Source organism: Weizmannia sp. FSL W8-1119 (genome assembly GCF_038008605.1).
GTDB lineage: Bacteria > Bacillota > Bacilli > Bacillales > Bacillaceae_C > Weizmannia > Weizmannia coagulans.
In genome coordinates, this window is record NZ_JBBOZL010000001.1 from 1,048,658 (window position 1) to 1,063,750 (window position 15,093).

Consider the following 15,093-nt stretch of genomic DNA (forward strand, 5'->3'; position numbering starts at 1 on the left):
AATTAGGAGGATTAGTGAATGTTAGAGTTCGATACCAATGTAGACGCTTTGGCAACGATAAAAGTTATCGGCGTTGGCGGCGGCGGCAACAATGCCGTGAACCGCATGATTGAACATAATCTGCAGGGCGTTGAATTTATTGCCGTAAACACGGATGCCCAGGCATTAAACCTTTCCAAAGCTGAAATTAAAATGCAAATTGGCGCAAAGTTAACGCGCGGCCTCGGTGCCGGCGCAAATCCGGAAGTAGGGCGGAAAGCGGCCGAAGAAAGCAAAGAACAAATTGAAGAAGCGTTAAAGGGTGCGGATATGGTATTCGTGACAGCCGGGATGGGCGGCGGCACCGGAACAGGGGCGGCGCCGGTCATTGCCCATATCGCAAAGGAACTCGGGGCGCTGACGGTCGGGGTGGTCACAAGGCCGTTCACATTTGAAGGTCGCAAACGGGCAAACCAGGCGGCCGGCGGCATCAGTGCCATGAAAGAGGCGGTCGATACGCTGATTGTTATCCCGAATGACCGCCTGCTGGAAATTGTGGATAAAAGCACACCAATGCTGGAAGCATTCCGGGAAGCGGATAATGTGCTGCGCCAGGGCGTACAAGGGATTTCCGACCTGATCGCGGTGCCGGGTTTGATCAACCTGGATTTTGCGGATGTCAAAACAATTATGACCAATAAAGGTTCGGCGCTCATGGGAATCGGGATCGCTTCCGGGGAAAACCGTGCGACAGAGGCGGCAAAAAAAGCCATTTCATCACCGCTGCTTGAAACGTCCATTGACGGTGCACAAGGCGTGCTGATGAACATCACCGGCAGCGCGAATTTAAGTTTGTATGAAGTGCAGGAAGCGGCCGATATTGTCGCGTCCGCATCAGACCAGGAAGTCAATATGATTTTCGGATCCGTCATCAATGAAAGCCTGAAGGATGAAATTGTGGTCACGGTCATTGCAACCGGCTTTAATGAAGAAGCACAGGCCCAGGGCAAGCAGCGCCCGCCGCTCGGACAGTCGAGGCCGGCGCTGAATCAGCAAACAAAGCGCGAAACAAAGCGTGAAGAACCCCAGTCTGAACCGCAGCGCACCGTTCAGTACAGTGAAGATACACTCGACATTCCGACTTTTTTGCGGAACCGGAACAGAAGAAAATAATGAAAGAGCCCGTCTCTGTTTTCCAGGCCATCGCCTGAAAGCAAAGACGGGCTTTTTTGCGCTTGAATACTTTTCAAACCCGGTTTGGATTCGCAGAGGGTGCCTGCTTATCCAGCCGGGTTTTTTCTTTTCGGATGCATACCGACGTGACTACAGGACTACCCGGAAAGCACGCCTGACACTTTTCGGTTAAAAAAATGAAAAGTTCTGTTTTTTTGCCAGCAGAAACTGACACACTTTGATGCTCCAGGTGCGTTATACTAGCCATAAATCAAATTAAGAAGGGCAGATGCAGCAATTGCGCAAAGCGGCCCGCCTGGCAGCCGGGGTATGCCGGAACTGCGACGGCCGGTTTGTGCCATGATTCATTCACCGGATGGGAGCCCTTAAGGCCGCAGCAGATGTACCTTTCAGCCACAGTCACCGGGTTGGAGATCCTAAAGCCTTAGTGGATGTACCCTTCAACAACGTCACCGGGTTGGTGCACGAAAACCGACACAGCATGCATTGCGGCAGCATTCCGCAGGCTTCGGGCGCGCGGCCCGGGCAGAAGCGGCTGTTTTGGGGGGGCAGGTTCATTTGAGGCGGAGACAGGGGGGATGCGTTTGGTTGTATATATGGATGCCATCTGGCTTTTGAATTTTCTCGCCGACAGCCTGCTGTTATGGCTGACAAGCATTGCCTTAAAACGGCCGGCCCGCCTGCTCCGGATTCTTTCAGGCGGGCTTATCGGTTCAGTGATCATCATCATGGGCTTTATGCCGCAGCTCTCTTATTACGCCGGCAACCCGGCCGTAAAGTTGCTTTTTTCCGGCGCCATGGTGTTTGCGGTTTTCGGCTATAAGAGGTGGCGCTATTTTTTTTCAAATCTCTTAACCTTTTATTTTGCCACGTTTCTGATGGGCGGCATTTTAATGGGGGCCCACTACTTTTTAAGCTTTCGTTTTGACATGCAGGTGAAAATGCTGAAAGCTGCGGCGGGGGGATTCGGCGATCCGGTCAGCTGGGCGTTTGTTGCGCTTGGTCTTCCGGCAGCATGGCTGTTTTCAAAGAACCGGATTCAGGGGCTTGAAATGGCGAAAATCAAGTATGACCAGCTTGTCGATGTTTATATCCGCATCGGGGAAAGTGATTTTACAGTAAAAGGGCTGGTGGACAGCGGCAACCAGTTATATGATCCGCTGACAAAGCTGCCGGTGATGATCCTTTCCATCCTGCCCGTCCGTGAGCATCTCCCCGAAGAAATTGCGGCGCTTGCGGAAGATGCGACCCGTCTGCTGGACGGAAGTATTGCACTTCCTGACGAATGGGCCGGCCGCATCCGGTTCGTTCCGGCAAAAACGGTCGGGAAACAATCGATTCTTTTGGCGTACAAGCCGGATGAGGTGCAACTGACGAGCGGAAACCGGACATGGCCTGTAAAAAAAGTGCTGGTTTCTTTTTCGGCACAACGTTTATCCGGCGATGATGCATTCAGCTGCATTGTCCACCCGCAAATGATGGCAGAAGCTGCGCAATCCGCCTGATGGTGACTTTAAAGTCCTACGGTGTGATGTCAAGGGTTAAAAACAAGTGAATTGGAAATTTTGTTGGCTCTATGTCGTAAAAATGGCAATACTGAACTAAGCCTCCAGATAATTGGAATAATCTGGAAGTTTTCAATTTCAGGCTATCGATGATGGTTACCTGGTTACCTCATCGCGTCACCTTCTTTTTCGGCGCATAAATTTGATCGTTGCGGAGCAGCGCATCGATCAGGCGCACCAGTTTTCTTGCCGTTAAGACGAGGGCGCGTTTGTGTGAGTGCTTATGCACCTCACGATATTTCTTTTGGTAAAAGGCGCGGTACTCAGGTTCGTGTCGCCGGACCAGATTGGCAGCCTCAACCAGGTAATACCGGAGATAACGATTGCCTGTACGCGCAAGCATTTTGTCATCAGCCTCAAAATCACCCGATTGGTGGCGGGGCCAGAACAATCCAGCAAATTTTGCGATCGCGGCTTGGTCGTCAAAGCGCTCAATGTCGCCGATTTCAGCGAGAATCCCAGCACAGCTCACCGGGCCTATTCCCGGAATGGTCTGGAGGGTATTCGGGATTCCATCAAGAACGCGGGCAATCGCCTTATCCAAATCCTTGATTTGGCGTTTAAGATGCCGGATGATCTCAATAGAACTGCCCAGGACCAAGTCAATCGAATCCTCCACACATTTAGAAAGCCGGTAAGAGGACCGGGCAGCTTTTTGGATGGATGCGGCCAAATCCTCGGGATCGCTAAAGCGGCCATGGCCTTTGGTCTGGAGATACATCGCTAAGTCCTCCAGAGGCATTTGGGCAATTTCATCGAGGCTATAGGCCTCAAGCAAAAATTCCGTTATGGCATGGCCGAAGACCGATGTATCCACTTCAAGGTTAAAGGCACTGAATTTGAAAAACAGATGATTCAAAAATACCTGTTGTTCCCGGGTTAAACTTTGAATCAGGTGATAGCGCATCCGTGTTAACCGTTGAAGGGCAAGGTATTGTTCTGACTGAATCACGGATTTCGGCAATCTCCCGAAACGCAAGCGGTCCGCAATTACCCAGGCATCTTTGGGATCGGTCTTGTCCATCTCGGCATAAGCCTTTTTGAAATTTCTCACCAGCTTCGGATTCAGGGTAAACACCTTTGTACGACGCTGTTTCAGCTCGGGATCTTCATGGAAAAACATTGCCGGGTGCCAACTATACACAGATGTGGCCTCCATGGCGATCTGGATGGTGTCATCCGCCTCCGCATGTTGGAGGATGGCGTCTCTTAACTCAGAGGCACCGGGAAGATTGTTTGTCACCGTTTGGGTGGCCAACGTTTCCCCCATTCCATCCATCAGGCAGGCATCGAGGTTTTTGGAGCTCACGTCAATACCGACAAATAAGGGCATATGATTTCCTCCTCTCTGTATTGGGATCGATGGAATCGGACGCTTCGGGATATCCCCAGATGGCTTGCCGATCTGTCAGCCTCGCGTATGAGAACTCATCCGGGCCGTGGGCTGCCTGGAACTGCTCATTTCCAGCACGGAGATCCGGAGGAACGGCCTACGGGTTAGACGTTCAAGCAAGAACCTGGGGATGCAGACTTTTCGAGTAGTCAGGCTACAAGGAGGGGAAGCATTGACCCAAACGATCCTAAGACCATTATCCGGGAACATCGCGAAGCGTCCAAGTCCGAACTTGTATTCCGGGCGAGCCCGGAATACAAAATCTTATATTCACTTGTCAATGAGCAGCAGAATGAACTGGAAATTGACATCCACTTTGGATTTAAACTTATTATACGAGGAGGATGAATGTGAAACATTTACGGTTGAAACTCTCTTATTTTTGGTACAAACTCCTGTTCAAGCTCGGGCTGAAAGCGGATGAAGTGTATTATATCGGCGGGAATGAAGCCCTGCCGCCCCCGCTTTCCAAAGAAGAAGAAGAAATGCTGTTAAAAAAACTGCCGGCAGGGGATAAGGCAGCACGTTCGCTCCTCATTGAACGCAACTTGCGCCTTGTCGTTTACATTGCGCGCAAATTTGAAAACACCGGCATCAATATTGAAGATTTAATCAGCATCGGCACAATCGGCCTCATTAAAGCCGTGAATACGTTTAATCCGGAAAAGAAGATCAAACTGGCGACATACGCTTCCCGCTGTATTGAAAATGAGATTTTGATGTATTTAAGGCGGAACAATAAGCTCCGGTCCGAAGTTTCGTTTGATGAACCGCTAAATATCGATTGGGACGGCAATGAACTGCTGCTTTCGGATGTGCTCGGCACAGACGATGATATCATCACAAGGGACCTTGAAGCAAATGTCGATAAAAAATTGCTTTACAGCGCCCTGCACCGTTTGTCGGACCGGGAAAAGCAGATTATGGAATTGCGTTTCGGCCTTAAAGGGCAGGAAGAGAAAACACAAAAAGATGTCGCCGATATGCTCGGCATTTCCCAGTCCTATATTTCACGGCTTGAGAAAAGAATAATTAAAAGATTGCGTAAAGAATTCAATAAAATGGTATAGCAGGAAAATTTGCAGGCGGGCGGGAAGCAGGAACGGCAATGTCCAGGCATCTTCCGCAGGCAATTCCCGCTTTTTGCGCAGTGCATAAATTTCCCACCCGGGGAGATACTGTTTTTTGAACAGCAGTTCCTGAGTCCTGAAGGGGGGAAAAGATTTGAAGCGCAACAAAGTGGAAATTTGCGGGGTGGATACCTCCAAGCTTCCCGTTTTGAAAAATGAGGAAATGAGGGATCTTTTAAAGAAAATGCATGCCGGCGATACGTCTGCAAGAGAAAAGCTGGTCAATGGCAATTTGCGCCTTGTGTTAAGCGTCATTCAGCGCTTTAACAACCGCGGCGAATATGTGGACGACCTGTTTCAAGTCGGCTGTATCGGACTCATGAAATCCATCGATAATTTTGATCTGAATCAAAATGTCCGCTTTTCAACGTACGCCGTGCCGATGATTATCGGCGAAATCCGGCGTTATTTACGGGATAATAATCCGATCCGCGTATCGCGCTCCTTGAGGGATATTGCTTATAAAGCCCTGCAAGTAAGGGAAAAGCTGATGAGCGCCACTTCGAATGAACCGACAACAGAAGAAATCGCCAGAGAGCTGGATGTTCCGCACGAAGATATTGTATTTGCACTTGATGCCATACAGGATCCCGTATCGTTGTTTGAACCGATTTATAACGACGGCGGGGATCCGATTTATGTCATGGACCAGGTGAGTGACGAAAAAAACAAAGATTCGCAATGGATTGAAGAAATCGCCTTGCAGGAAGGGATGCGGCGCCTGAACGAGCGGGAGAAAATGATCATCCGCAAACGGTTTTTCCAAGGAAAAACACAGATGGAAGTCGCAGAAGAAATCGGCATCTCCCAAGCCCAAGTCTCCCGCCTCGAAAAAGCAGCCATCAAACAAATGAACAAAAATATACAGTAGTAAGAAAAGCGGAGGGCGCTTGCTCGTCGGCGTATGAATTTCATAGTCCCCGAACTGAGATAAAGGAAACACGGCGAGGAACGAGCCGATGTTGACTTATCGTAGGGGAGGGGACTGGAAATTCACTAGCCGACAGCGCCCGCAGCTGGACAAAGAAAAGCGGAGGCGACTGTACAGCGGCGTACGGATTTTGTAGTCTTCGACCGAGATAAAGGAAACACGATGAGCCGACAGGTGAATCGATGCCCGCTTATCGAAAGGAGAAGACGTAAAAATCCGCTAGCCGCTAGGAGCCGGAGCTGGACAATAAGAAAAGCGGAGGGCGTTTGATTATCGGCGTACGGATTTTATTAGGCCTCTGACTGAGATTGAGTGAAACTGCAATCATCAGGGCCATTGCCCTGATGATTGCAAGTTGAACCAATCGGACATTTACGGGCAGTTGCCACCGTCTAACTTACTAGGATGTAATTTCTGAGTGCCCATGGCGGGGGTCTTACTGCCCGTTAATGTGGGATAAAGGAAACACGGCGAGGAACGAGCCGATGCCCGCTTACCGTAGGGAAGAGGCCGGAAAATCCGCTAGCCGATAACGCTCGCTGCTTTTCTATTCGTAAAATGCTCCTCCCGTGCATAAACTTGTATTACATGGCGGAAAGACAGCAGGGGGGGAGAGCAGATGGTCCGGATTTCGGATTTTCAAGTGAAGGATGTTGTCAGCATATCGGACGGCAGAAAACTCGGAAACGTGGAAGATATTGATATCAACCTGGATAATGGCACAATTGAAAGTATCATTGTCGGCGGCTCATCGGGGAAAATGTTCGGCTTATTTGGAAAAGAGGACGAAGTGGTCATCCCGTGGAGCAACATCGTAAAAATCGGCACCGACGTTATCCTCGTCAGGTTTAAAGAGTCGGCCTATACACAGCAGCAGCTGCAGGAACCGAAAAAATAAGCGCGGCCTGGAAAAGAAAAAAACGGCCGCGCAGCCGTTTTTTACTTATACACTTTAATTGTCACTGTTTTGCGGCCCCACTGAAGGGCTTTCTTTTTACTTGAAATAAATACATCAATTTTTTTCCCTTTGATAGCCCCGCCGGTATCACCGGCAACCGCCATACCGTAACCCGGAACGTACACTTTCGAACCGAGCCGGATCACCTTTGGATCGACCGCAATCACTTTTGCGGAAGGATGCCTTTTCAAGTTGATGCCGGTGGCCGTAATCCCGCCGCCGGAACCCGCTGTGTAAGCCGTTGCTTTCACCGTCATCGTGCGGTAAGAAGAAGTTGTTGCCGCAAATGCGTGTCCCGTTCCAATTGACAACATACATACAGTCAGTAATGATACCAAAGTTTTCTTCAAATTCATTACCTCTTCTATGTAAGTGATTTATTATCAATAGACTAGCAGTTTAATATAACAGAAAAGTAACAGCCATTTATTAGTTTCGTTACAAACACGTTACATCCCGGAAATTTCCGGATTATCCCCGTTTTTAAGCTAAAAAGTAGAGAATTTTGATGAAATTTGCTATAAATAAAATCAGTACGGAAAAAAACGCATTCAATGCGAAAATGTATAGAAGACATATGGATAAAAAGGTATAATAGTACAAAAGAGAAACCGGGTGAGGGTGTGATGAGAGAACCGTTTGTAAAAACACAGGCATTGTATTATGCTGTCGGCGCCTGGCAAAAAAACGGGATATGTGCCGGATTTACAGTGAAAAACGGCGGCGCAAGCACAAATTTTCCCGGCAGTTTAAACCTTGCTTTCCATGTGGACGACGATCCTGAATCGGTCAGGAAAAACCGGGAGATCGTTGCAAGTGCAACCGGATTCCCTTTATCAAACTGGATCGGCGCCGAACAGACGCACGAAGACCATGTTGAACGGGTCACGCGCAAAGATGCCGGCAAGGGGGCGGCTGAATACCGTTCCTCTTTTCCGCATACGGACGGATTGTACACCGATGAAAAAGAAATCTTGCTTGTGCTGGCGTTTGCGGACTGTGTGCCGGTTTTCTTTTTCGCATCGAAGTACGGCCGCGTCGGGATCGCACATGCGGGGTGGAAAGGAACCACCCGCGGGATTGCGGCTAAAATGGTTGAAAAATGGGTAAAGGATGGGGTGCCACTTGATGAAATAGAAGCCGTCATCGGACCGTCCATTTGCGGCAAGTGCTATCTTGTCGATGACCGTGTCATCCAGGCTGTCCGCCCCTGGACCGGCAAAGGAGAAAAATTGCCGTACGTGGAAAAATCACCCGGCCAGTATGCGCTCGATTTAAAGCAGTTAAATAAAATCATATTACAGCAGGCAGGCATTCCGGAAAGCCGGATCGCAGTCAGCAGCCTGTGCACAAGTTGTTGTGAAGAAGACTTTTTTTCGCACCGGCGTGATCACGGCTCTGCCGGGAGAATGCTTGGCTTTATTGGTATAAAAGGAGCACCGGAGAGATGAAAGTATCGGAAAACCTCGCGCACATCAACGAAAAAATTGAAAAAGCGTGCCAAAGGGCAGGAAGAAGCCGCGGGGATGTGGAAATCATTGCAGTAACGAAATATGTCACAACAGAAAGGGCAAAAGAGGCACTGGAAGCAGGCATTCGGCATCTTGGCGAGAACCGAGACGACGGCCTTCTGGCAAAATACGAGGCGCTCGGAAACCGCCCCGTCTGGCATTTTATCGGGACGCTGCAGACAAGAAAAGTTAAAAACATTATTGATAAAGTCAGCTACATACACTCTTTGGACCGACTGAGCCTTGCGGAGGAAATCGAAAAAAGGGCGGCAAAATTGGATAAAGAAATCAAATGCTTTATTCAGGTGAATGTTTCCGGGGAAGAATCGAAACACGGGATGGCGCCCGGGCAAGTGGTTGATTTTGTCCGTAAACTGAAGGATTTTCCGCATATTTGCGTTGCGGGCTTGATGACGATGGCGCCGCTTACGGAAGATCAGGACGTCATCCGGCGCACATTCCGCGGGCTGAAAACTTTGCAGCGGGATATTGAATCGCTGCATTTGGATTACGCTCCGTGCCGTGAATTGTCGATGGGAATGTCCAATGACTTTGAAATTGCAGTAGAAGAAGGGGCGACTTTTGTCAGAATCGGCACTGCGCTTGTCGGATAAGGGAAAACAAACGGAGGTGTAATGGAATGGGACTGAAAACGAAATTTAAGTCATTCTTTTTGCTTGATGATGAATACGAAGACCAGGAAGAAGAAATGATGGAAAAAGAGTATGAAGAACCCGAGCAGCCCGCTGAGAAACCGGTCCGGCATGCGCGGCAAAATGTGGTCAGCCTGCAAAGCGTCCAAAAGTCTTCAAAAGTCATTCTGGTGGAACCGCGGGTTTATGCCGATGCACAGGAAATTGCCGACCATTTGAAAAACCGGCGCGCGGTGGTCGTCAATTTGCAAAGCATGCCGCATGACCAGGCGAAGCGGATTGTCGATTTTCTGAGCGGGACGGTGTACGCCATTGCAGGCGATATCCAGAGAGTCGGCAGCAATATTTTTCTTTGTACGCCGGATAACGTGGAAGTTTCCGGAAAAATTTCTGAATTCCTGCAGGGGCAGGAATATGACGATACGAGGTGGCCATAAACCGGATGGATCCAATTTTAGTCTCAATTTTAAACATCATTCTGCTTCTCATGAGAATTTACTCTTACATTCTCCTGATTTATATCTTTATGTCGTGGTTTAATCTCAGGGACACCGACATCGGGCGTTTGTTTGCGCGCGTTTCGGAACCTTATCTTGACCCTTTCCGCAGAATCATTCCGCCGATCGGCATGATTGATATTTCTCCGATCGTCGCTTTTTTTGTCCTGGATTTGGCAAGAGCCGGCATTGCGCAAATTTTTTCTTGGTTCATGTAAAAAAGCCATTTTCAGAAAAAGGGACTGTGCAGTTCCTTTTTTTAAAAGGAGCAAAGACAAATGGATTCGATTTACCAGCATTTCCGGCCGGATGAAAAGGAATTTATTGACCAGGTGCTGGCCTGGAAACAATACGTGGAAGATGCGTATGCCCCTGAACTGACGGATTTTTTGGATCCGCGGATGCAGCAGATTGTCAACACGGTGACCGGAAATCACGGCGCGGTCTCCGTCCGGGCTTTTGGCGGATACAAAGAGAGCGAGCGGAAAAGAATACTGCTTTTTCCTGACTATTTTTCTCCGGATGAGGACGACTTCCATCTTGCCTTATTCGAAGTACATTACCCTGCCAAATTTGTTTCCTTTGAACATAAACATGTGCTTGGTTCGCTGATGGCGCTCGGCCTGAAACGCGAAAAATTCGGGGATATTTTAATCGGGGAAGGGCGCATTCAGTTTTTCGCTGCGGCCGAACTTGCGGACTTTATTCAAATGGAATTCCGGCAGATCGGAAAAACGCCGGTCACCCTTACGAAAATGCAGTTGGATCAGGCCATCCGGCAGCAACAACACTGGCTTGAAAAACAGGCCACCGTCAGTTCGCTCCGCCTTGACGCGATTTTGTCCGCCGTTTATAACATTTCAAGGCAGAAAACGCGGATGCTGATTGAGCACGGGCTTGTGAAAGTGAACTGGAAAACAGTGGAAGACCCGTCATTCCAGTGCGGGGAAGGCGATACTTTTTCAACCAGGGGATACGGGAGAAGCCGGCTCATCCGGGTGGAAGGCAAAACGAAGAAAGAAAAATGGCGAATGGTGGCAGGGATTTTAAAATAATTTGATTGATTAGCAGGATTTTCCCAAAAAATCGTCGAATTCCATTATAATATAAAAAAGAAGGGGAATCTTGCAATCGAAAGGCAAATTGAACAGGAGGTGGCCACATGCCTTTAACGCCTTTAGATATACATAATAAGGAGTTCAGCAAAGGGTTTCGCGGCTATGATGAAGATGAAGTAAATGAATTCCTTGACCAGCTGATAAAAGATTACGAAATGCTGATCCGCGAAAAGAAAAACCTGGAAGATAAAGTAGCATCGCTAAACGAACGGCTGAGCCATTTTTCTTCCATTGAGGAAACTTTAAATAAATCGATTGTTGTTGCCCAGGAAGCGGCGGAAGAAGTAAAGGGCAATGCCCAGAAAGAAGCGAAGCTGATCATCCGCGAGGCGGAAAAAAATGCCGACCGGATTGTCAATGAAGCCCTTTCGAAAGCAAGGAAAATTGCGCTCGAAATCGAAGAGCTGAAAAAACAGTCGAAAGTCTTCCGGACGCGCTTTAAAATGCTGATTGAGGCGCAGCTTGACCTGATTGATAGCGATGACTGGGAAAAGCTGATGGAATTTGAAGTCGATGCTACGGAGTTTGAACTGGAAGAAGAAGAAGCAAATCAAACTTGACGAATCCGAAAACGGTCCACTATAATAGAGTACATTCAATACTGTATACGAAAAAACGATGACAGGGCAGTAGGGTTGTGAAAGCTTTCCAAGCGAACCGGGGACAGTGCGAGCCCGGCAAAGCGCGCAACCTGAACATCCCCCTTGAGTTCTTGCCTTGAACGCCGAAAAGGCCAGTAGAGTTAAGCGGGACCTTCCACGTTACGGATGTCGAGCGGGCATATTGGATGCCTACTAGGGTGGTACCGCGGGAACCTTCTCGTCCCTATTTTGGGGATGGGAAGGTTTTTTTATTGGATTTTTGGCAAGGCTGAACATAACGAAAAATTCAAAATACAATATGCAAAAGACAGGAGGATCAGCATGGATTACAAAGATACACTTTTAATGCCGAAAACGGATTTTCCGATGCGTGGAAATTTGCCGAAAAAAGAACCGAAAATCCAGGCAAAATGGGAAGAAATGGATATTTATCATAAGGTGATGAAACGCACGGAAGGAAGGCCGCTGTTTGTGCTCCACGACGGGCCTCCGTATGCAAACGGCGATCTCCATATGGGCCACGCCCTGAATAAAACATTGAAAGACATCATCAACCGGTTTAAATCGATGACGGGTTACCATGCCCCTTATGTACCGGGCTGGGATACGCACGGGCTACCTATTGAGCAGGAACTGACAAAAAAAGGCGTAGACCGGAAATCAATGTCGGTTGCCGAATTCAGGAAACTGTGCGAAAAATATGCCCATGAGCAAATCGATCGCCAGCGGACAGCGTTTAAACGGCTCGGCGTGCGCGGCGACTGGGAAAATCCGTATTTAACGCTCCGGCCCGCATATGAAGCCGAGCAAATCAAAGTATTCGGGGAAATGGCGAAAAAAGGCTATATTTACAAAGGCCTGAAGCCGGTATACTGGTCCCCTTCCAGCGAATCCGCGCTTGCAGATGCAGAAATTGAGTACAAAGACATTAAATCGCCATCGATTTATGTTGCGTTCGACGTAAAAGACGGAAAAGGCGTGCTTGATACGGATACGAAAATCGTCATCTGGACGACGACCCCTTGGACCATTCCGTCAAACCTCGGCATTGCCGTCAATCCGGAGATCAACTATGTGGTCGTAAAAACGGACGGCAACAAATATCTGGTTGCCGAAGCCCTGCTTGAAGAAGTAAGCAGCGTTTTGGAATGGGAAAACGCGGAAGTCGTTCAAACGGTTCCGGGGAAAAAGCTGGAGTACATTGTTGCAAAACATCCGCTGTACGGTCGCGATTCGCTCGTTATGCTCGGAGACCACGTCACAACCGACAGCGGGACCGGCTGCGTCCACACCTCGCCTGGACACGGGGAAGATGACTTTCTCATCGGCAAAAAATACGGGCTTGATGTTCTTTGCGCTGTAGATGACAAAGGCATGATGACAAAAGACGCGCCCGGTTTTGAAGGGCTGTTTTACGACAAAGCCAACAAACCGATCTGCGAAGCGCTGGATCAGGCGGGGGCGCTGCTGAAATTGAAATTTTTAACGCACTCGTACCCGCATGACTGGCGGACGAAAAAACCGGTAATTTTCCGGGCAACATCGCAATGGTTCGCATCGGTTGACATGTTCCGCGATGACATTTTGAAAGCCGTTGAAGAGGTCAACTGGACGCCTGTTTGGGGCGAACTCCGGATGCATAACATGATCCGCGACCGCGGCGACTGGTGCATCTCCCGCCAGCGTGCATGGGGCGTTCCGATCCCTGTTTTTTACGCGGAAAACGGCGAAGCGATCATCACGGAAGAAACCATCCGGCATGTGTCCGACCTGTTCCGCAAACACGGATCAAACGTCTGGTTTGAACGGGAAGCGAAAGACCTGCTTCCGGAAGGCTTTACGCACCCGGCGAGCCCGAACGGCGTATTTAAAAAAGAAACGGATATTATGGACGTCTGGTTCGATTCCGGTTCTTCCCATCAGGGCGTGCTGGCTGCACAAGAAGGCTTGAAACGGCCGGCTGATTTGTACCTTGAAGGTTCCGACCAGTACCGCGGCTGGTTTAACTCGTCGCTCATTACCAGTGTGGCGGTAACAGGGCGCGCTCCGTACGACGGCGTTTTAAGCCACGGGTTTGTGCTGGACGGCGAAGGCCGGAAGATGAGCAAATCGCTCGGCAATACAATTTTGCCTGGCAAAGTAGTTGAACAGCTGGGGGCTGACATCATCCGCTTGTGGGTCGCTTCCGTTGACTATCAGGCGGATGTCCGGGTTTCCAATGAAATTTTAAAACAAGTGTCCGAAGTCTATCGGAAAATCCGCAACACGTTCCGCTTCATGCTGGGCAATCTGAACGACTTCGACCCGGCCCGGCACCAAGTTGCCTATGAAGATTTGCGCGAGGTCGACCGGTTTATGCTTGTCAAATTGAACAAGCTTGTAAAAGAAGTGCGGGAAGCTTATGAACGGTACGAGTTTGCCACGATTTACCATGCGGTGAACAATTTCTGCGCCATAGACCTCAGTTCGTTCTATATGGATTTTGCAAAAGACGTGCTGTACATCGAACTTGCAGACAATCCGGAACGCCGTGCGATGCAAACCGTTTTGTATGAATGCCTTGTTGCCTTAACCAAGCTGTTGTCGCCGATTTTGCCGCATACAGCTGATGAAGTCTGGCAGTATATTCCGGGTGTCGCGGAAGAAAGCGTCCAGCTGACCGATATGCCGGAATATGTGGATTTGCCGGATGCTAGTGCGCTTGAAGAAAAATGGAATGCGTTTATGGCGCTCCGGGGAGACGTTTTAAAAGCATTGGAAGAAGCGCGGAATGCAAAAGTAATCGGGAAATCGCTGACGGCAAAAGTAACCTTGTATGTGAATGAGGAGACGAAAGCACTGCTTGACAGCATTTCGGAAAGCAAAAAGCAATTGTTCATTGTATCGGGATTTGAAGTGGCAGGCGCCATTGAAGACGCGCCGGAAAATGCGCTGAAGCTTGAACACGCAGCCATTGTTGTCGAAAAAGCGGAAGGCGAAACATGCGAACGGTGCTGGGTTGTAACGCCGGAAGTCGGCCTGGACCATGACCATCCGACGCTCTGCCCGCGCTGTGCACAAGTTGTGAAAACATTGATGCGGGAAGTGTGAAGCTTTAAGCCGGGGCTTGCATGAAGACATGCAGCGCCGGCTTTTTTAACGGATTTCAGCCCATTGCCAGCGCCGGATTTTAACTGGCAAAAACCGTTTGCCGCTGCATGATTTTGTTACTTTTAGAAAACGTTTTTCCGCAAACAAGCCTTGCCTGCGGGAATGCTAAAACCAACAAAGAAGCGGGGAGGCTGTTGGAAGATGCGTAAAGATCCGAAAATTTGGCTGCAATCGCTACGGGCTGAATTATCCGTGTACGAGGCGAAACATGAGCTTGTGCAACATCTGGTTCAGGAGGAACTGAAAGAGATTGAGGCGGCATTGGATGGGTTCCACGGCACCCGGAAAGTTGCCACGGGCCTTGCGGAAATCCCTTCCCTGTTGCCTGCGGACCGGCAAACCATCCTGTCATACGGCAAAGTAACCGTCCCGTATGATCTTATTCACTAGAAAAGGGCCTTGCTTTTGCGCA

The 15,093-nt window shown here is 49.2% G+C and carries 15 protein-coding genes and 1 other annotated feature; of the genes, 13 read left to right on the plus strand and 2 right to left on the minus strand.

Annotated features, from left to right (window positions below):
• The first annotated feature begins 18 nt into the window (after window positions 1-18).
• Both ftsZ and spoIIGA read left to right on the plus strand, forming a co-directional pair.
• On the plus strand, window positions 19-1,152 hold the full coding sequence (ftsZ, locus tag NSQ19_RS04975) for a cell division protein FtsZ (RefSeq protein WP_013858981.1): 1,134 nt from the start codon (window positions 19-21) through the stop codon (window positions 1,150-1,152).
• 599 nt (window positions 1,153-1,751) lie between these two features.
• Window positions 1,752-2,678, plus strand: coding sequence for a sigma-E processing peptidase SpoIIGA (gene spoIIGA, locus NSQ19_RS04980; RefSeq protein ID WP_237349150.1), 927 nt, complete (start codon window positions 1,752-1,754; stop codon window positions 2,676-2,678).
• A 169-nt stretch (window positions 2,679-2,847) separates the two neighbouring features.
• On the opposite strand, the gene NSQ19_RS04985 is transcribed toward spoIIGA, so the two are convergent.
• Entirely contained in the window at window positions 2,848-4,071 is a 1,224-nt protein-coding gene (locus NSQ19_RS04985) for an IS110 family transposase (protein WP_340702498.1), read from the minus strand.
• A gap of 410 nt (window positions 4,072-4,481) precedes the next feature.
• Between NSQ19_RS04985 and sigE the strand changes: the two genes are divergently transcribed.
• From sigE to NSQ19_RS05000, 3 genes are all read left to right on the plus strand, one after another.
• Window positions 4,482-5,201: an RNA polymerase sporulation sigma factor SigE gene (gene sigE, locus NSQ19_RS04990; protein WP_019721956.1), complete on the plus strand. Its 720-nt coding sequence runs from the start codon at window positions 4,482-4,484 to the stop codon at window positions 5,199-5,201.
• 154 nt (window positions 5,202-5,355) lie between these two features.
• On the plus strand, window positions 5,356-6,132 hold the full coding sequence (gene sigG / locus NSQ19_RS04995) for an RNA polymerase sporulation sigma factor SigG (RefSeq protein ID WP_013858985.1): 777 nt from the start codon (window positions 5,356-5,358) through the stop codon (window positions 6,130-6,132).
• Between the two features lie 679 nt (window positions 6,133-6,811).
• The gene (locus NSQ19_RS05000; protein ID WP_017554168.1) at window positions 6,812-7,090 is read left to right on the plus strand and encodes a YlmC/YmxH family sporulation protein; all 279 of its coding nucleotides are present in this window, start codon (window positions 6,812-6,814) and stop codon (window positions 7,088-7,090) included.
• A 41-nt stretch (window positions 7,091-7,131) separates the two neighbouring features.
• Here NSQ19_RS05000 and NSQ19_RS05005 read toward each other — a convergent pair whose 3' ends face one another.
• Window positions 7,132-7,500 (minus strand): 3D domain-containing protein, encoded by a 369-nt coding sequence (locus tag NSQ19_RS05005; RefSeq protein ID WP_340702499.1) that lies wholly within the window; start codon window positions 7,498-7,500, stop codon window positions 7,132-7,134.
• A 276-nt stretch (window positions 7,501-7,776) separates the two neighbouring features.
• Here NSQ19_RS05005 and pgeF point away from each other — a divergent pair, with 276 nt between their 5' ends.
• The 8 genes from pgeF (at window position 7,777) to NSQ19_RS05045 (ending at window position 15,071) form a co-directional block, all read left to right on the plus strand.
• Complete coding sequence (gene pgeF / locus NSQ19_RS05010; RefSeq protein WP_340702500.1) at window positions 7,777-8,601, plus strand: peptidoglycan editing factor PgeF; 825 nt, start codon at window positions 7,777-7,779, stop codon at window positions 8,599-8,601.
• Complete coding sequence (locus NSQ19_RS05015; protein WP_017554171.1) at window positions 8,598-9,275, plus strand: YggS family pyridoxal phosphate-dependent enzyme; 678 nt, start codon at window positions 8,598-8,600, stop codon at window positions 9,273-9,275. Before pgeF ends, NSQ19_RS05015 begins: the two co-directional genes overlap by 4 nt.
• Window positions 9,276-9,301: 26 nt before the next feature.
• On the plus strand, window positions 9,302-9,751 hold the full coding sequence (locus NSQ19_RS05020) for a cell division protein SepF (protein ID WP_013858990.1): 450 nt from the start codon (window positions 9,302-9,304) through the stop codon (window positions 9,749-9,751).
• A gap of 5 nt (window positions 9,752-9,756) precedes the next feature.
• Window positions 9,757-10,029, plus strand: coding sequence for a YggT family protein (locus tag NSQ19_RS05025; RefSeq protein WP_017554172.1), 273 nt, complete (start codon window positions 9,757-9,759; stop codon window positions 10,027-10,029).
• 60 nt (window positions 10,030-10,089) lie between these two features.
• Window positions 10,090-10,866, plus strand: coding sequence for a YlmH family RNA-binding protein (locus tag NSQ19_RS05030; protein WP_017554173.1), 777 nt, complete (start codon window positions 10,090-10,092; stop codon window positions 10,864-10,866).
• A 107-nt stretch (window positions 10,867-10,973) separates the two neighbouring features.
• Complete coding sequence (locus tag NSQ19_RS05035; RefSeq protein ID WP_013858993.1) at window positions 10,974-11,489, plus strand: DivIVA domain-containing protein; 516 nt, start codon at window positions 10,974-10,976, stop codon at window positions 11,487-11,489.
• 49 nt (window positions 11,490-11,538) lie between these two features.
• Window positions 11,539-11,759, plus strand: a binding site (T-box leader).
• Window positions 11,760-11,852: 93 nt separating this feature from the next.
• Window positions 11,853-14,621 (plus strand): isoleucine--tRNA ligase, encoded by a 2,769-nt coding sequence (gene ileS / locus NSQ19_RS05040; RefSeq protein WP_340702501.1) that lies wholly within the window; start codon window positions 11,853-11,855, stop codon window positions 14,619-14,621.
• Between the two features lie 201 nt (window positions 14,622-14,822).
• On the plus strand, window positions 14,823-15,071 hold the full coding sequence (locus NSQ19_RS05045; protein ID WP_340702502.1) for a hypothetical protein: 249 nt from the start codon (window positions 14,823-14,825) through the stop codon (window positions 15,069-15,071).
• Window positions 15,072-15,093: the final 22 nt, after the last annotated feature.